Annotated in this window: 16 protein-coding genes; 8 read left to right on the forward strand and 8 right to left on the reverse strand. The window is 68.1% G+C overall.

The window, feature by feature from the left end; translation table 11 throughout:
- The first annotated feature begins 255 nt into the window (after nucleotides 1-255).
- The 6 genes from AB0J95_RS00760 to AB0J95_RS00785 all read left to right on the forward strand — a co-directional run bounded on the left by AB0J95_RS00760 (nucleotide 256) and on the right by AB0J95_RS00785 (nucleotide 5892).
- Entirely contained in the window at nucleotides 256-1569 is a 1314-nt protein-coding gene (locus tag AB0J95_RS00760; RefSeq protein ID WP_364750395.1) for an ABC transporter substrate-binding protein, read from the forward strand.
- A complete protein-coding gene (locus AB0J95_RS00765) occupies nucleotides 1569-2522 on the forward strand; it encodes a sugar ABC transporter permease (RefSeq protein WP_364750397.1) in 954 nt (317 codons plus the stop codon). Before AB0J95_RS00760 ends, AB0J95_RS00765 begins: the two co-directional genes overlap by 1 nt.
- A complete protein-coding gene (locus tag AB0J95_RS00770) occupies nucleotides 2519-3445 on the forward strand; it encodes a carbohydrate ABC transporter permease (protein ID WP_364750399.1) in 927 nt (308 codons plus the stop codon). The genes AB0J95_RS00765 and AB0J95_RS00770 overlap by 4 nt, the downstream gene beginning before the upstream one ends.
- A 5-nt stretch (nucleotides 3446-3450) precedes the next feature.
- Nucleotides 3451-4785 carry a glycoside hydrolase family 36 protein gene (locus AB0J95_RS00775; protein WP_364750402.1) on the forward strand — a complete coding sequence of 445 codons (1335 nt, stop codon included), beginning with the start codon at nucleotides 3451-3453 and terminating at the stop codon, nucleotides 4783-4785.
- A gap of 230 nt (nucleotides 4786-5015) precedes the next feature.
- Nucleotides 5016-5543, forward strand: a complete 528-nt coding sequence (locus AB0J95_RS00780) for an RNA polymerase sigma factor (protein ID WP_364750405.1) — start codon at nucleotides 5016-5018, stop codon at nucleotides 5541-5543.
- Entirely contained in the window at nucleotides 5533-5892 is a 360-nt protein-coding gene (locus tag AB0J95_RS00785; protein ID WP_364750407.1) for a hypothetical protein, read from the forward strand. Before AB0J95_RS00780 ends, AB0J95_RS00785 begins: the two co-directional genes overlap by 11 nt.
- Before the next feature lie 53 nt (nucleotides 5893-5945).
- Here the strand turns inward: AB0J95_RS00785 and AB0J95_RS00790 are convergent, their stop codons facing one another.
- Both AB0J95_RS00790 and AB0J95_RS00795 read right to left on the reverse strand, forming a co-directional pair.
- The gene (locus AB0J95_RS00790) at nucleotides 5946-6809 is read right to left on the reverse strand and encodes a serine hydrolase (protein ID WP_364750410.1); all 864 of its coding nucleotides are present in this window, start codon (nucleotides 6807-6809) and stop codon (nucleotides 5946-5948) included.
- A gap of 663 nt (nucleotides 6810-7472) precedes the next feature.
- Entirely contained in the window at nucleotides 7473-8099 is a 627-nt protein-coding gene (locus AB0J95_RS00795) for a TetR family transcriptional regulator (RefSeq protein WP_364750413.1), read from the reverse strand.
- Between the two features lie 109 nt (nucleotides 8100-8208).
- On the opposite strand from AB0J95_RS00795, the gene AB0J95_RS00800 reads away from it, so the two are divergent.
- On the forward strand, nucleotides 8209-9012 hold the full coding sequence (locus AB0J95_RS00800) for a lipase (RefSeq protein WP_364750416.1): 804 nt from the start codon (nucleotides 8209-8211) through the stop codon (nucleotides 9010-9012).
- Here the strand turns inward: AB0J95_RS00800 and AB0J95_RS00805 are convergent.
- The 6 genes from AB0J95_RS00805 to AB0J95_RS00830 all read right to left on the reverse strand — a co-directional run bounded on the left by AB0J95_RS00805 (nucleotide 9002) and on the right by AB0J95_RS00830 (nucleotide 15061).
- Entirely contained in the window at nucleotides 9002-9805 is an 804-nt protein-coding gene (locus AB0J95_RS00805; protein WP_364750419.1) for an ABC transporter permease, read from the reverse strand. The two genes, AB0J95_RS00800 and AB0J95_RS00805, sit on opposite strands and share 11 nt — an antisense overlap.
- Nucleotides 9802-10761, reverse strand: a complete 960-nt coding sequence (locus AB0J95_RS00810) for an ATP-binding cassette domain-containing protein (protein WP_364750422.1) — start codon at nucleotides 10759-10761, stop codon at nucleotides 9802-9804. Before AB0J95_RS00810 ends, AB0J95_RS00805 begins: the two co-directional genes overlap by 4 nt.
- Nucleotides 10762-10868: 107 nt before the next feature.
- Nucleotides 10869-12281 carry a hypothetical protein gene (locus tag AB0J95_RS00815; protein ID WP_364750424.1) on the reverse strand — a complete coding sequence of 471 codons (1413 nt, stop codon included), beginning with the start codon at nucleotides 12279-12281 and terminating at the stop codon, nucleotides 10869-10871.
- A 15-nt stretch (nucleotides 12282-12296) separates the two neighbouring features.
- Complete coding sequence (locus AB0J95_RS00820; protein ID WP_364753378.1) at nucleotides 12297-13709, reverse strand: HAMP domain-containing sensor histidine kinase; 1413 nt, start codon at nucleotides 13707-13709, stop codon at nucleotides 12297-12299.
- Complete coding sequence (locus AB0J95_RS00825) at nucleotides 13709-14404, reverse strand: response regulator transcription factor (RefSeq protein ID WP_364750427.1); 696 nt, start codon at nucleotides 14402-14404, stop codon at nucleotides 13709-13711. Before AB0J95_RS00825 ends, AB0J95_RS00820 begins: the two co-directional genes overlap by 1 nt.
- A 48-nt stretch (nucleotides 14405-14452) precedes the next feature.
- On the reverse strand, nucleotides 14453-15061 hold the full coding sequence (locus AB0J95_RS00830; protein ID WP_364750430.1) for a trimeric intracellular cation channel family protein: 609 nt from the start codon (nucleotides 15059-15061) through the stop codon (nucleotides 14453-14455).
- 146 nt (nucleotides 15062-15207) lie between these two features.
- Between AB0J95_RS00830 and AB0J95_RS00835 the strand changes: the two genes are divergently transcribed.
- On the forward strand, nucleotides 15208-16179 hold the full coding sequence (locus AB0J95_RS00835) for an SGNH/GDSL hydrolase family protein (protein ID WP_364750433.1): 972 nt from the start codon (nucleotides 15208-15210) through the stop codon (nucleotides 16177-16179).
- The last annotated feature ends 2 nt before the right edge of the window (nucleotides 16180-16181 follow it).

Genomic DNA, 16181 nt, shown 5'->3' on the forward strand with positions numbered 1-16181 from the left:
GCATAGGGCGCCAACACAACATACTCAAACATCTTGTTCGATCGAGAATGTTTCGGTGTGCCTCTGGCCGAGACACCGCGGGCCCCGACCGCCACCACCCATTATGCGCCCTCCAACTGGGAATGTTTCGCCCCACCGGCTGCTGTGGAGCTTCACCCGGCTGGGTTAACAGGTCCGTAACGGGGCTTGACAGAACGTGCCACCGCTACCAGATTGTGAGCACTCTTGTTTGAGTCCGTGGGTTTGGAGCGACATATGAACCGCTTGACTCCTCCGTTCGAGTCGATGATCGGGCGCCGGGCCGCCCTCAAGGGCCTGTTCGCCACTGTGGGCCTCGCCGCGGTCCCCGGCCTAGCCGCGTGCGGCGACTCCGGCGGGTCCGGCGGCAGCGGCACCTCGACCGCGGTCAGTCTCGGCTCGAACTACTCCGACGCGGTGCCCAAGGGGGCGCTCGCGGACGTGATGAAGACGTTCACCGACACCGAGAAGCTCCAGGTCAACATCAACACCAAGGACCACGAGGCGTTCCAGCAGCAGATCACCAGCTACCTGCAGAGCGGCGCGGACGACGTCTGGTCCTGGTTCGCCGGCTTCCGGCTGCGCTTCTTCGCCTCCAAGAACCTGGTCGGCGACATCTCCGACCTGTGGAACACCATCGGCTCGAACTACACCGCTGCCCAGAAGGAAGCCTCCACCGGCGACGACGGCAAGCAGTACTTCGTGCCGTTCTACTCCTACCCGTGGGCCGTGTTCTACCGGCCGAGCATCTTCCAGCAGAAGGGCTACACGGTCCCGAAGACGTTCGACGAGTTCATCGCGCTGTCCACCAAGATGAAGGCGGACAACATCGTCCCGCTGGCCGCCGGCCAGAAGAACGGCTGGCCGCAGCTGGGCACGTTCGACCAGATCAACTTCCGCACCAACGGCTACGACTTCCACGTCAGCCTGATGGCGGGCAAGGAGGACTGGGCGGGCGACAAGGTCAAGGCCACCTTCGACAACTGGAAGCGGCTGCTGGAGTTCTACCAGCCCAACTCGCTCGGCCGGGACTGGCAGGAGGCCGCCCAGTCGGTGCTCAAGGGCGAGGCGGGCATGATGGTGATCGGCTCGCAGCAGATCGGCCAGCAGTTCAGCGCCGGCGGCAAGCTCGACGACCTCGACTTCTTCGCCTTCCCGGAGATCAACTCGCAGTACGGGCAGGACACCATCGAGGCGCCGATCGACGGGTTCTGCATGGCGCAGAAGCCGCGCAGCGCCGACAACGCCAAGAAGCTGCTGACCTACATCTCCGGCGCGCAGGCCCAGCAGACCTACCTGAAGTCGGACCCGACCAGCATCGCGGCGAGCAACAAGGCGGATGCGGCCTCGTACAACAAGCTTCAGCAGAAGTGCGTGAAGTTCGTCAACGACGCCAAGCACATCACCCAGTTCCTCGACCGGGACACCGACCCTGGCTTCGCCCAGGAGGTCGCGATCAACAGCGTCAACGACTTCATCAAGAACCCCAACGACATCGACGGCCTGGTCAAGAAGATCGCCAGCCAGGCCAAGCAGTACTTCCAGAAGTAATGACTGTTCTCCAAAACGTCCCACGCACGGACCCGACGCCCGCCCCCCGCAGGGGGCGGCGCCGGGCCACGGCGCTGTCCGGCACCGACCGGATCGTGCTGATGCTCATGGTCGGCATCCCGACCGTGCTGCACCTGGCCCTGGTGTGGGTGCCGACGCTGTCCTCGATCGTGCTGTCGTTCAGCTCATGGGACGGCATCGGCGACCTGAGCACGATCAAGTTCGTCGGCGTGCAGAACTACATCGACATCTTCACCGCCTACCCGCGGTTCTGGCCCGCGGTGCAGCACAACCTCATTTGGCTGGCGTTCCTGCTGGTCCTGCCGACCAGCTTCGGCCTGCTGCTGGCGGTGCTGCTGGACCGGCAGCTCAAGGGCACCCGGATCTACCAGTCGATCCTGTACCTGCCGGTGGTGCTCGCGCTGGCCATGGTCGGCTTCATCTGGCAGCTGATGTACGAGCCGAACCTGGGGCTGGTCAACAACGTTCTGGGGATCGCGCAGTCCAGCCCGGTCGACTGGCTGGGCGACTCGGACATCAACATCTACGCCGTGCTGGTGGCCGCGGGCTGGAAGCACACCGGTTACGTGATGCTGCTGTACCTGGCGGGCCTGAAGTCCTTCGACCCGTCGCTGAAGGAGGCCGCCGCGCTCGACGGCGCCAACGGCTGGCAGACGTTCTGGAAGGTCACCTTCCCGGTGCTCAAGCCGATCAACGTGATCGTGCTGGTGATCACCGTGATCGAGGGGCTGCGCGCGTTCGACATCGTGTACGCGATCAACCGCGGCCGCAACGGGCTGGAACTGGTCTCGGTGCTGATCACCGACAACATCATCGGCGAGTCGAGCCGGATCGGCTGGGGCTCCGCGCTCGCGGTGATCCTGCTGGTGATCTCGCTCGGCTTCATCATCACCTACCTGGTCCAGGTGTTCCGTCGGGAGGATCGGACGTGACGAGTACGACCTTGGACCGGCCGTTCCTGCGGGAGACCGGGGCGAGCGAGCGGGGCAAGAAGAACGCGCGGCTGCGCGCGTCGCGGGTCGCGCTGCACACGTTCCTGATCCTGGTCTGCCTGATCTGGCTGGCGCCGCTGCTGTGGACGGTGTTCGCCTCGCTGCGGACCTACGAGGACACGTCGGCCAACGGATACTTCTCGTTCCCGAAGGAGCTGACCCTCAGCAACTTCGGCAAGGCCTGGTCGACCGCGGACCTGCCGAACTACTTCCTCAACACACTCGCGATCACCATCCCCGCGCTGATCATCACGCTGCTGTTCAGCTCGCTGGTGGCGTTCGGCGTGACGCGGTTCAGCTTCAGGTTCAACCTGGTGCTGCTGATGGTCTTCACCGCGGGCAACCTGTTGCCGCAGCAGGTCATCATCACCCCGCTGTACCGGCTGTACCGGCTCATCCCCGTGCCGGAATGGCTGAACTACAAGGAAACCCTGCTGGACACCCAGCTGGGCCTCGTCCTGATCCACATCGCGTTCCAGACCGGGTTCTGCACCTTCGTGCTGTCCAACTACATGCGCACGATCCCGCAGGAGCTGACCGAGGCCGCGCGGGTGGACGGGGCCGGGGTGTTCCGGCAGTACTGGCAGGTCATCCTGCCGCTGTGCCGCCCGGCCCTGGGCGCGCTGGCCACACTCGAGTTCACCTGGATCTACAACGACTTCTTCTGGGCGATCGTGCTGATCCAGACCGGGGACAAGATGCCGATCACATCGGCGCTGTCGAACCTGAGAGGCCAGTTCTTCACCGACTACAACCTCCTCGCCGCCGGTTCCCTGTTGGTCGCCATCCCCTGCCTTGTGGTGTTCTTCGCGCTGCAACGGCAGTTCGTCGGCGGCCTGACCCTAGGATCGACGAAAGGCTGATTCCCGTGCGGCCGGTCACCGAACTGCCCATCGACCCCGAACGCGCCGTCATCCACGAGCAGGGCTGGCAGTCCTGGTCGCCGTCCACCGGGTACTCCCCCGGCAGCCCACCCCACCGCCCGGCCACCGACGTCCGGCGGATCGGGGCGTGGCGGGCGGAGTCCCTGCCCGCGCCGGAGGTGTACCGCGGCGAGGGGCTGATCGCGATCGACCCGGGCGACGGCGGCCCGGTGCACGTGATCGCCTCGGCGGACCCGGTGAACTCGGTGCCCGCCATCGACGTGTCCATCGCCGGCTCGACGGCCGTGGTCTCCGCGGGCGGCGATGTCGTGATCCGGAAGGACTCCGGGCCGGACGGCATCCAGGGCGCGCTGGCCCGGTGGGCCGATGACGTGGCCGCGTCGCTCGGCCTGCCCGCTCCCCGGCCCGCGCCGACCATCTGGTGTTCCTGGTACCAGTACTTCACCAAGGTCACCGAGTCCAATGTGGACTCCAACCTGGCGCTGATGGGGTCGCTGCCGATCGATGTGGTGCAGGTCGACGACGGCTACCAGGCCGAGATCGGCGACTGGCTGATCCCGTCGCCGGACTTCACCGATGTGCCCGCGCTGTTCGCGCGGATCCTGGACTCCGGCAGGCGCGCGGGCATCTGGACCGCGCCGTTCCTGGTCGGCGCGAAGTCCGTGGTCGCCGCCGAGCACCCCGACTGGCTGGTGCGCAACTACGACGGCTCCCCGGTGAGTGCCGGGCACAACTGGAACCAGGACCTCTACGCGCTCGACAGCACGCACCCGGGCGCCGCGGAGTACCTGTCCACGGTGTACCGGACGTTCCGCGGCTGGGGCATCGACTTCCACAAGATCGACTTCATCTACGCGGGTGCCCTGTTCGGCAAGCGGTACGCGGACATCGACCCGATCGCGGCGTACCGCGACGCGTTGCGCCTGATCAGGGACGCCATCGGCGCCGACGCGTACCTGCTGGGCTGCGGTGCGCCGCAACTGCCTTCGATCGGTCTCGTCGACGCCATGCGGGTCAGCCCGGACATCGCCCCGACCTACCTGCCGCCGGACGGCGACATCTCCATGCCCGGCCAGTGGGGCGCGGCGCTGAACGGCGTGTCCCGGGCGTTCCAGCACGGCCGGTTCTGGGTCAACGACCCCGACTGCATCGTGGCCCGTCCCGGCATCGAACGCCGGGAGGAATGGGCCGCACATGTGTCCCGGTTCGGTGGCCTGCGCGGCAGTTCCGACGGCCTCGACCAGCTCGACGACTGGGGCATGGAGACCACCCACCGCCTCCTTTCGGAGCCAATCCCACGCCATTTCATCCCCTCGTAGGAGATTTCGGCGCGCCCGGACGTCTAGGTAGGTGAGGAGCTCCCGCCTCCTCCCGCCCCACACGCATGGGCGGCGGAACTACCCGAAGGAGCCGGGTCGATGAGGCTGCTCGCGCCGCCTGACACCGGTCCGACCACGAGACAGAGCCCACTCCGAAGCGCCCGCCCCGCGGCCGCTGTTCTGGCCGGACAGGCTCAGCACGCCAGCACCACGCCTCCGCTGGGGGCTCGATGACGGCGATCATCCGTGACCATGAGCTCCGCCGGTTGTTCGTGGACCACCATCAGCACCTGTTGCACAAGGCATGGTGGTCGACGAACAACCGGCAGGACGCCGAGGACCTGGTCCAGGAGGTGTTCGTCCGGCTCGTTCAGGTCTGGCCCAGCCGGGCCGAGACCGTGCGCAACGAACGGGCCTTCGTCGCCACGGTGCTGTCCAACGTCATCAAGGACTTCTACCGGTCCAGCAACCGCCGCCCGCGGGTGGCGCGCGAACCGGTGGAGACCGACGCGGAGTCCTGCAGCCAGCCGGAACCGCTGCTCGATGACGAGCTCGGCAAGGTGATATCGGTGCTGCCCGCACGGCAGCGCGATGTCATTTACCTGATCTATGGCGAGGACCTCAAACCGGCGATGGCCGCCGAACGGCTGGGCATCTCGGCCAAGGACTGCCATAGGTATCACTCCCTGGGGCTCAAACGGATCAGAGCACAGCTGACCGGGCCCCTGCCTACCGAGGAGGGGCGAGGTGAGCGTTGAACGGCGGCTGCGCCAGCACGCCGAAGCCCTGACCAGGGAAGTGGCAGCGATCGACACGACGGTGCTGCTGGCCGCCATCCAGGCGGCCGGCACGCCGCCACCGTTCTCCGGCCGGGCCGGGTTCACCGACCCGGCCGAAGAGCTGCGGTACCACCGGGAACGCGCGGAGAACGGCGACCCGGACTGCGCGGTGCGGCTGGCCGAGCTGTACGGGCTGCTGGGCCGGCCGGACGAGGCGGCCCGGTGGTGGCGGCACGCGGCCGGGCTCGGTGATCCGGACGCGATCGACTACGTCCGCGAGTTCCTGTCCGCTGTCGGCATTCCCATTCCTTCCGAAGCTCACGTGTGATGGACGTGTGGCTCGTGCGCCTTGGGGGTGTGCACGAGCCACACCCTTCCTGTTCACGAGGTGGTGGCGAGGACTTTGAGCATCGCTGAGGCCACGTTGTTGACGGCGGCCTGCGCGGTGGTGGTGGCGGTAACGGGTTGGACGGTCATCAGGACCACGACGTAGTCGCCGGAGTCGTCGTGCACGACACCGGCGCTGTGCAGGTAAAGCTTGTCGCCGTAGTACATCCAGCCTTGTTTGGCGTAGACCTGGGCGGGCTGGCCGAGCAGGCCGAAGAACTGGTGGTAGCCGTCGGCGGCGGCGGGCTGGGCGGCGCTGAGGTCCTCGACGATCTGATCCCGGTCGCTTTCGTCCATTTCGGACAGTATGTGTTGGTACAGCCTCGCGAATCCGGCTGGCGACACCACGGTTTCACCCCACTGGCTGGGGTGGTCCGGTGTCTCCGTGCCGGTCATTCCAAGGCTGGCGGCCACTCTGGTCATCGCGTCCGGACCGTCGAACTTGCTCCACAACGCGTTCATGGCGTTGTCGTCGCTGAGGCTCAGCGCCCGTGAGATCCACTGTTCGTCCGAAGTGGACAGATCGTCGTCGCGGTCGAGCATGTCCACAACCAACATCAGTTTGGACAACGAAGCCGAGTAGAACTCTGTGCTGCCACCGACTTGGAGGTCGCCGGTGGTCATGTCCAGCACCGCTGCGCCCACCGTGAGGTTCTTCGCGGCCGCGTTCAGGCCTGCCGCGATCATGTCCTGCGCGTACGCCGGTGCCGGGGTTGGTGTGACCGGGATCGGCGGTGGCGCCAACACCTCGACCGCGGAGCCTGCCGGGGTTACCGGCTCCGCGAGGGTCGGCGCCACCAACACGACCGCGGCCAACACAAGGCCGCTGACCAGTGCTTTTCGACCGAACCCGGACACACTTCCACGCTAGGAACGGTCCCTGGGAATGCGGTGAGAGCAACCTGTCAGTTCGCTGGCTGCCACCAGGTCGGCCAGTGCGCTGCTGCACGCCCGTGCGGCCGTGGGTACCCGGCCTCAGTCAATGCGCTGGCTGCCCACCCAGCCCGCTACCCTCCCAGCCAGTCAATTCAGGCCCCACCCAGCCAGTCAGTTCAGGCGCCGACCGCCAACCCGGTCGGCTAGGGCGCTGCCCATCCCAACCATCAACTGGCGCATGCACCCCCACCCAGCCCTGCCAGTGCACACAATGCCCACCAACCAATCGGTTACCGCATCCCCACCCAGCCCCTGAGCGTGAGCACAGCCCGATCAACCCGTCAGTTGGTGCACGGCCATCCAGCCCAGTGAGTGCAGGCGCTGCCACCCAGGGCACCAGATGGCACACCGCCACCCGGCCCATCGGTTCATGTGCCGCACACCCGATTCCGTCGGGCCACACCGTGCTCGACTCAGCTCCGGAGGCGCACACGATCCCCGTCTATCCATCAGTTCACGCGCTGCACGCCCAACTCCGCCAGACCACACCGCGCTTCCGGCTCTGTGGCGCACGCGATCCCCACTCAGCCATCACTTCGCGCGTTCTGCGTCCAACTCCTGCCTGCCGGTCGGTGTGTCGGGCCGTCAGTCTTGGTCCGAGGCGGATGGGTGTGTGGCGAGGCGTTGGGTCCAGGCTGTGTGTTCGTCGGGGTCGAGGATGCTGCCGATGAAGAGGTCGCGGAGGGCGGCGAACAGCTCGTCGGTGTCGGAGTCCCGTTCCTCCACCAGGTGCAGCAGGCCGAAGCCCAGTCCGAGGGCGACGAAGGCGCGCGCACCCGAGGTGCCGCGGGGAGCCCCGGCCGCGTTCAGGCCCGCGACGGCCCAGTCCTGATAGGAGCGCAGGGCGTTACGCGCGGCGTCCTGCAGTTCGGGGGTGCGGGCCGCGTTGAGCAGAACCTCGTAGAAAGCCAGGCGTTTTCCCTTCTCCAGGCCCATGACCTGGTTCGCGTACCACTCGGCGACCTCGGCCGGCGGCGCCTCGTCGACCCGGTCCCCGGGCAGCGCCATCTCCTCGGCGCGCTGCCGGACGAACGCGGTCAGCGCCTCGGCGATCAGCTCGTCGATCGACGAGAAGTAGTAGCTGGCCGTGGCCAGCGGGACTTCGGCGCGTTCGGTCACCGCCCGGTGCGTGGTGCCGGCGACCCCGCGTTCGCCCACCACCTCCACGGCGGCGGCTAACAGGGCGTCTCGTCTCTGGGAGCGTCGGGCCATGCTGGAACGGTACCGAACAAATTTCTTGGATGTAATTCTTGGAAGGTCTTCCAGATTTGGGGTAGCGTCCGCCGCGTAACCGGATTCCCACGCTCAGTGAGGAGTGCAGATGAATCGGGTGCTCCGGCGGTTTGTCGCCCTGTCCACCGCCGCCCTGACCGCGTTCGGGCTCGCCGCCGCACCGGCGAACGCCGCGAGCGGAGGCATCAACGACTGGTCCTGCCGACCTTCGGCCGAACACCCCCGTCCGGTGGTGACCGCGCACGGCCTGTTCGGCAACGGCCCCGGCAACTTCCTCGCCGTGGCACCGATGCTCGCCGGCCAGGGCTACTGCGTCTTCACCCCCACCTACGGCCAGTCCGTCCTGCCCGGCGTCGGCGGCACCGACTACGTGCAGAACTCCGCCAAGGAGTTCGGCCAGTACATCGACAAGGTGCTGGCCGCCACCAAAGCGTCCACAGTGGACGTCGTGGGTCACTCCGAGGGCGGCATCATGCCGAGGTTCTACCTGAAGTACCTCGGCGGCGCCGCCAAGGTGCACCACTTCGTCGCACTCGCCCCGCCGAACCACGGCACCACCATGAGCGGCATCGCCGAGCTGGCCAAGCTCTTCCCCGGCGCCAGCCAGATCCTGGTCGGCGGCCTGTGCCGGGCCTGCCTGCAGCTCGTCGACGGCGCCGACTTCGTGCGCGACCTCAACGCCGGCGGCGAAACCCAGCCGGGCGTGCGCTACACGGTGATCGTGAGCACCACCGACTTCCTGGTGACCCCGATCGCCACCTCCTTCCTCAACGGACCCAACGTGCGCAACATCGTCATCCAGGACGAGCACCCGGGCGCGGTCATCGGCCACATCGGACTGGCCTACGACCCGATCAGCCTGGGCTACATCTCGGCGGCGCTCAGCGGCTGACCGCCTTGCGGTACCGGAGGATGGCCAGCGGCACGAAGATCGCCAGGATGATCGCCGTCCAGATCAGCGATGCCAGCACCGAGTGCCGCAGCGGCCACGCCTCCGGCACGCCTAACGCCGGATGCGTGTTGCCGAACAGTTCCCTGGAGGCCTGGGTGACCGCGGAGACCGGGTTCCACTCCGCGATCACCTTGAGCACCGAGGGCAGGTTCTGCGACGGCACGAAGGTGTTCGCCACGAACGTCAACGGGAAGATCACCATGAAGCTGGCGTTGTTGAACACCTCGGGGCTGCGGATCCACAACCCCACCACGGCCATCATCCACGACAGCGCATAGGCGAACAGCAGCAGCAAGGCGAAGCCCGCCAACGCCTCCAGGATCGACGAGTGCACCCGCCAGCCCACGATCACGCCGGTGACGGACATGACCACCAGGCTGATGATGTTGATGACGACGTCGCTCGTGGTCCGGCCGACCAGCACCGCGGACCGGGCCATCGGCAGCGAGCGGAACCGGTCGATGATGCCCTTCTGCATGTCCTCGGCCAGGCCGAGCCCGGTCCAGGTGGCGCCGAAGACCGCCGTCTGCACGAAGATCCCGGCGATCAGGAACTCCCGGTAGGGCACCCCCGGGATGGAGATCGAGCTGCCGAACACGTACGCGAACAGCAGCACGAACATGATCGGCGACAACGTCGTGAACACCAGCAGGTCCGGCACCCGCTTGATCTTGATCAGGTTGCGCCGGGCGACGGTCATCCCGTCGCCGAACGCCATGGCCACGCTCGTCACTTCTCCCCCTCGTCCTCGACCGCCTCGTGCCCGGTGAGCGCGAGGAACACGTCGTCCAGCGTCGGCCGCCGCAGGCCGACGTCCAGCACCTTCACCGACTGCTCGTTGAGCAGCGCCAGCGCCTCCACCAGCACCGTCGACCCGCCGCTGACCGGCACGGTGACCCGTTTGGACCCGCCGTCGATCTGGATCTCGCCCACCGAGACCGCCGTCAGCACCGATCGCGCCGTCTCCAGGTCCGCGGCGTCGCTGAGCACCAGCTCCAGCCGCTCCCCGCCGACCTGGTCCTTCAGCTCGTCGGAGGTGCCCAGCGCGATGACCTTGCCGTGGTCGATCACCGCGATCCGGTCGGCGAGCCGCTCCGCCTCCTCCATGTACTGCGTCGTCAGCAGCAGCGTCGTGCCGCTGGCCACCAGCCCTTCGACGACGTCCCAGAGGCCGAACCTGGCCCGCGGGTCCAGCCCCGTGGTCGGCTCGTCCAGGAACAGCACCTTGGCGCTGCCGACCAGCGCACCGGCCAGGTCAAGCCGCCTGCGCATGCCGCCGGAGTAGCCCTTGACCGGCCGGTCGCCCGCTTCGACCAGGTCGAACTGCTCCAGCAGCTCCCGGGCTCTCGCCCGGCTGCGTTTGGCGCCGAGGTGGTAGAGCCTGCCGACCATGTCCAGGTTCTCGAACCCGGTCAGGTGCTCGTCCACGGCCGCGTACTGCCCGGACACGCCGATCTGCGAGCGCAGCTCGGTCGCGTCGGCGACCACATCCAGACCGGCCACAGTGGCGCGGCCGCTGTCCGGCTGCAGCAGGGTCGTGAAGACGCGCACCGAGGTCGTCTTCCCGGCCCCGTTGGGTCCGAGCAGCGCCATCACCGTGCCTTCCGGCACCGTCAAATCCAGTCCATCAAGGGCCGTGACCTGGCCATATCGCTTGACCAGTCCTTCCGCGAAGATCGCGTCCGCCATGTCGCTCCCCAGGGGCTTCGTCGTGGTGAGGACATACTGCACCCACCCACCGACAATTTCCGTTTCACTCGGTTTGCCGGTTTCGCGACCCTAGTCGGCGACCGCCGCTACGGCATCGGCTTTTGCGCGCTGACCGCCTTGTCCGCGGCCCGGCGGGCCAGCTTCGCGATCCGCTTGTCGGGGTGGACGTGCCCGATGTAGCTCAGCACCGCCTCGGCGTCGGGATGCCGGACCCGCCACATGGCGTCGAACAGCGACTCGTCGCTGGCCTCGACGCTCGCCGCCGCGCGTTCCGGGTCACCGACGGACACTCCCGCGGCGACCGTGTCCACGGCGTACCAAGCCTGGTCAGCGGTGTCCAGCGGCTCGCCGAGCGCCATCCTCGCGTACGGGCGCAACACCTCGTGCTCCAGCAACTCCTGCCACACCGCCTCGGCATCCAGGTCCGCCGCTACCGAGGTGGCCCAGACTCGTTCCACCGCATCGCCTTCGGCCGCCAGCGCGAGCAATTCCATTGCCGCGCCTACGGGTTCACGCAAGGCCAGCCAGGCGGCCAGCTCCTGCCGGTACTCCGTCTCCGGCACACCGAACGCGAGCATGGCCAGGTATGCGGGCGTGAGCTCGTCCGTGCCGGGGATGAGATCCACCTCGACCCCGTCGGCCAGCAGCTCGTCACGGGTCGCCGACAGGCCGAGCGGTGTCATGATCAACCGGTCATCGTCGATCCGCAGCGCGCCGTGCTCCACCAACCGGTCCAGCCAGGGCCGCATCCCGTCCGCTGTGGCCCCGTCGAGCAGGCTGCCCAGCGGCGCACCGGCGCCGCGCGCGAGGTAGGCCGACAGATACACGGCCAGCCGCGAGGTCAGCAGCTCGTCGGACTCATCCTCCGGCGAGCCGAGCACCAGCACACCGGTCGCGCGGGCCCAGAGGTCGTAAGCGATCTCATCGTCCTCGGCCGGCCACACCCGCTGCTCGTCGTCGAACTCCAGCTGTGCGACCAGATGACTCTCGTCGCCGTCCTGGTACGACTGCCACGCCTGTGCGAGGACCGGACTCCGACGCGCCTGCTCGGCAAGCTCGGCCAGTTCGGGCAGCCGGATCGGCGGCAACACGTCGACCGGCAGGCCGAGCGCCGCGAGCATCTGCTGGAACAGCCCGGGCTCGCCGTCCTCGCCCATGTCCAGCACGTCCTCGATGAACTCGTCCTCGCCCTCGGCGAGCTCATCGGCCAGCGCGAGCGCCCGGTCGGCGGGTATCCGCTCGGTGTCCCCGAGGAACGCGAGCAGGTCACCGGCGGCCTGCACCATGCTGGTGGCGTCTTCGACCGTGTCCAGTTGCAACTGGTCCCACATGACGTCCAGCAGAGTCGCCATGTCGCCCGGTTCGAGGTCGCCGGGCTCGGCGCGGTCCAGCTCGTCGCGCGACAGCTCGAGCACCGTCCGGACATCGTTCAGGACGACGGTGCGTCCCTTCTGTTCCGCCCACTTGCCGATCTCGTCGAGGATCGCGTTGTCCGCCATGGCGGCGAAGCCTACCTACCCCGGCATCCCCGGCAGCCGCATGCTGAACAAGGCGCCGCCCTGGACCGACCGCCCGGCCAGCACCTCGCCGCCGTGCCGCAACGCGGCCTGCTGCACGATCGCCAGCCCCAGCCCGGATCCCGGTAAAGTCCGCGCCTCCTGCGAGCGGTAGAACCGGTCGAACACGCGCGGCAGGTCCTCGTCGGCGATGCCCGGTCCCTCGTCGGCGACCTCCAGCACCGCGAACCCGTCGCCCGCGGATCCCAGCCGGACGTGCACAGTGCTGCCCGCCGGGGAGAACTTCACCGCGTTGTCCAGCAGGTTCAGCACGGCACGTTCCAGCGCGGGGCCATCGCCGATCAACCGCCATGGCGAGAGGATCACGTCGAACTGGATGTCCCCGGCGCGCCTGCGGGCCCGGTCCAGCGCCTGCTCGACGACCTCGGTGAGCTCCACCGGTTCCCACACTGCCTGGGCGGCATCCTCTCTGGCCAGTTCGACCAGGTCGCCGATCAGCTGGGTCAGCTCGTCCAACTGGCCCCGCAGGTCGTCCTGGATCTCTTCCTTGTCCTGCGCGGACAACGTCGGCGCGCCGGGCGCCTCGGAGGCCATCAGCAGTTCCAGGTTGGTGCGCAACGAGGTCAGCGGCGTGCGCAGCTCGTGCCCGGCGTCCGCGACCAGGTTCCGCTGCCGGTCCCGGGCCACCGCCACCGCGCCGAGCATCGTGTTGAAGCTGGTGGACAACCGGGCCAGCTCGTCGTCGCCGGTCACCTGGATCGGCCGCAGATCCCCGGTCCTGGCAACACGTTCGGTCGCCCGGGTGAGCCGTTCCACCGGCCGCAGACCGGTTCTGGCCACCGCGGTACCCGCCAGCGCGGCCACCACCACGCCCGCACCACTGATCAGGATCAGCACCAGCGCGAGGTCGGCGAGCAGGCTCTTGGTGGGCCCCAACGGTTGCGACACCACCAGCGCACCCGACCTGGTCCCGGAGCTGTCGCTGAACTGGACGCTGATCGAGTAGACGCGGTCGCCGTGCGAGTCGGTCCGGATGTCGTCCGGCTTGGTGCCCGCGGCGACCGCGCGCTCGACAGCGGAGATCGGCGGCCGGACCTGGCCGAAGTCCTTGAGGTTGCGGCCGTTCGCGTCGATCAGCGCGAACTTGACGTCGTTGAGCGCGGCGACCAGCGAGGGCAGGGTGGTGCCGTTACCGGTGTCCGAGCCGAACGCCGGGGCGCGCAGCGCGGCCTTCGCGCGGTCCGACAGGTTCTGGTCGACCTGCTGGTAGAGGTTGTTCGACACGGTCAGGTACGCGCCCAGCGACACGAGCGCGACCGTGCCGGCCACGCACATGGCGGCCAGCAGAGTCACACGGGTTCGAAGCGAGATGCGTTGACGGCGCCCAGCCTGGTGGTGCGGCGCGAAGATCACGGTGGGGTCTCCCGGAGGACATAACCGACCCCGCGGACAGTGTGGATCAGCCTCGGCTCGCCGGCCGCCTCGGTCTTGCGGCGCAGGTAGCCGACGTACACCTCGAGGGCGTTGCCCGAGGTCGGGAAGTCGTACCCCCAGACCTCCTCCAGGATGCGGCTGCGGGTGAGCACCTGCTTGGGGTGCGTCATCAGCAGCTCCAGCAGGGAGAACTCGGTCCGGGTCAGGCTCATCGAGCGGTTGCCGCGCTTGACCTCCCTGGTGCCCGGGTCCAGCACGAGGTCGGCGAACTGCAATGACGGCTCGGCCTTCTCGGCGGCGGCCGTGTCGGCGGCGGTGCGACGCAGCAGGGCCCGCAGCCGCGCGAGCAGTTCCTCCAGGGCGAAGGGCTTGGGCAGGTAGTCGTCGGCACCCGCGTCCAGGCCGGCCACCCGGTCGGACACCAGGTCCCGCGCGGTCAGCACGAGGATGGGCAGGTCGTCGCCGCTGCTGCGGAGCTGGCGGCACACCTGCAGGCCGTCCAGCCGGGGCATCATCACGTCGAGGACCATGGCGTCCGGCCGGCTGCCCGCGATGGTGTCGAGCGCCTGCTGACCGTCACCGGCCACTTCCACCTGGTAACCGTTGAACTGCAGCGACCGCCGGAGGGACTCGCGAACGGCCCTGTCGTCGTCCACTACCAGAATGCGCATAAGAGCAGTGTTCCTCTTCGGTCTGAGATATGCCTGAGAAACGCCCAATCAGCTGCCAAGACCCCGCGCGACCGGCGCGTTCCAGTGCCGCCACAGCGCCAGCAGCCGGATCAGCACGGTGATCGCGGCGCCGACGATGGTGACCGGCCCGCTCGGCCAGTCCAGCCAGTCCCCGGCCACCACCACGGCCGCACCGGCCAGCGCCGCCAGCGCGTAGATCTCCTTGCGCAGCACCATCGGGATCTCCCGGATCAGCACGTCCCGCAGCGCACCACCGCCGATGCCGGCCGTCATCCCGATCAGGCAGGCCGTGTAGGCGGGAGCGCCCCACGCCAACGCGGTCGCCGTACCCGATGTGGTGAACAGTCCGAGCCCGATCGCGTCAGCCAGCAGCACCGCCCGCCGCAACCGGGCGACTTGTGGGTGAAACCAGAACACGATCAGGGAGGTCACCACCGGGACCAGCAGGTACCGCCAGTCCCGCAGCGTGGTCGGCGGATGCACGCCCAGCAGAACATCTCGCATGATGCCGCCGCCGAGCGCCGTGGTCATCCCCAGCACGGCGACACCGAACGTGTCCAACCTGGCCCGGACCGCGGCCAACGCCCCGGAGGCCGCGAACACGGCAATGCCCACCAGATCCAGCACTACCAACATGGGCTCGGATTGTCCGTCGCCCGGCCGTCCACAGTGGTGACACGGCGATACCGGAAGTTGACCCGATTGTGCGACAAAACAGCAGAATGCCCGCTGATCGGGCGACTGACCTGGACAAACGCCGAACAGCGGTGTGCAGTGTGACGGTGAGCACACTGCGCGTGATCATGGCCACCGCTGTTCTGTTCCTGTCCGGAACCGCGGTCGCGACAGCGGCCCCGCAGTACGAGAGATACGTCGCGCTCGGCGACTCCTACACCTCCGGTCCCGGGATCCCCTGGCCCCGGCTGGACCGGCTGACCTGCTACACCTCCACGAACAACTACCCCGCCCTGCTCGCCGACAACCTGGGCCTGCCCTCCTACACGGACGGCAGCTGCGGCGGCGCGGACACCACGAACATGACCCAGCCGCAGACCCCGCCGATCCCGATCGGCCAGCACCCGCCGCAGTTCAGTTTCCTGCGCGCGGACACCGACCTGGTCACGATCGGCATCGGCGGCAACGACTTCGGCGTGTTCGGCCAGCTCACCGGCACCTGCCCCGGGCTGCGCTCGTCCGACCCGACCGGGTCGCCGTGCAAGAACCAGTTCGTGGTGAACGGTGTGGACACCATGAAGGAGAAGGTCGCCATGACCGGCGGCCGGGTCCGCGAGGTGCTGGCCGGTGTCCACCAACGGTCCCCGCAGGCGAAGGTCGTGCTCGTCGGTTACCCGCGGATCGCGCCGCCGTCCGGCACCTGCCCGAACGTACTGCCGTTCGCGGACGGCGATCTGCCGTGGCTGGACGAGGTCGAGCAGGCGCTCAACGCCGCCCTGCAGGGTGCCGCAGCAGCCGACGGGAACACGACGTTCGTCGACATGTACCCGGCGTCGCTGGGCCATGACGCCTGTGCCGGGCGCAACGCGTGGATCCAGGGCAAGGACACGAACCTGTTCGCGGCCGTGGCGTACCACCCGTTCAAGTCCGGGATGGTCGGTATGGCGAACCAGATCAGCACGGTCCTGGGCGCCAAGATCGGTGCCGGCAAACGAGCGGTGCCCAGGTCGGTAGACCCGCGCGTGGTGGGTGACGCAGCCACCGTGACCCGCCTCACCAAGGCGGGCTACCACGGGTGACG

This window comes from Actinocrispum sp. NPDC049592, from assembly GCF_040675465.1.
In the GTDB taxonomy this organism is placed as follows: domain Bacteria; phylum Actinomycetota; class Actinomycetes; order Mycobacteriales; family Pseudonocardiaceae; genus Kibdelosporangium.

Bases quoted from the DNA above. Each gene is read 5' to 3' on its own strand.
- AB0J95_RS00810 (WP_364750422.1), bottom strand. From the start codon at position 10,761: ATGGCGGACGCGATCTTCGCGGAAGGACTGGTCAAGCGATATGGCCAG.
- AB0J95_RS00765 (WP_364750397.1), top strand. From the start codon at position 1,569: ATGACTGTTCTCCAAAACGTCCCACGCACGGACCCGACGCCCGCCCCC.
- AB0J95_RS00760 (WP_364750395.1), top strand. From the start codon at position 256: ATGAACCGCTTGACTCCTCCGTTCGAGTCGATGATCGGGCGCCGGGCC.
- AB0J95_RS00780 (WP_364750405.1), top strand. From the start codon at position 5,016: ATGACGGCGATCATCCGTGACCATGAGCTCCGCCGGTTGTTCGTGGAC.
- AB0J95_RS00815 (WP_364750424.1), bottom strand. From the start codon at position 12,281: ATGGCGGACAACGCGATCCTCGACGAGATCGGCAAGTGGGCGGAACAG.
- AB0J95_RS00795 (WP_364750413.1), bottom strand. From the start codon at position 8,099: ATGGCCCGACGCTCCCAGAGACGAGACGCCCTGTTAGCCGCCGCCGTG.
- AB0J95_RS00830 (WP_364750430.1), bottom strand. From the start codon at position 15,061: ATGTTGGTAGTGCTGGATCTGGTGGGCATTGCCGTGTTCGCGGCCTCC.
- AB0J95_RS00825 (WP_364750427.1), bottom strand. From the start codon at position 14,404: ATGCGCATTCTGGTAGTGGACGACGACAGGGCCGTTCGCGAGTCCCTC.
- AB0J95_RS00800 (WP_364750416.1), top strand. From the start codon at position 8,209: ATGAATCGGGTGCTCCGGCGGTTTGTCGCCCTGTCCACCGCCGCCCTG.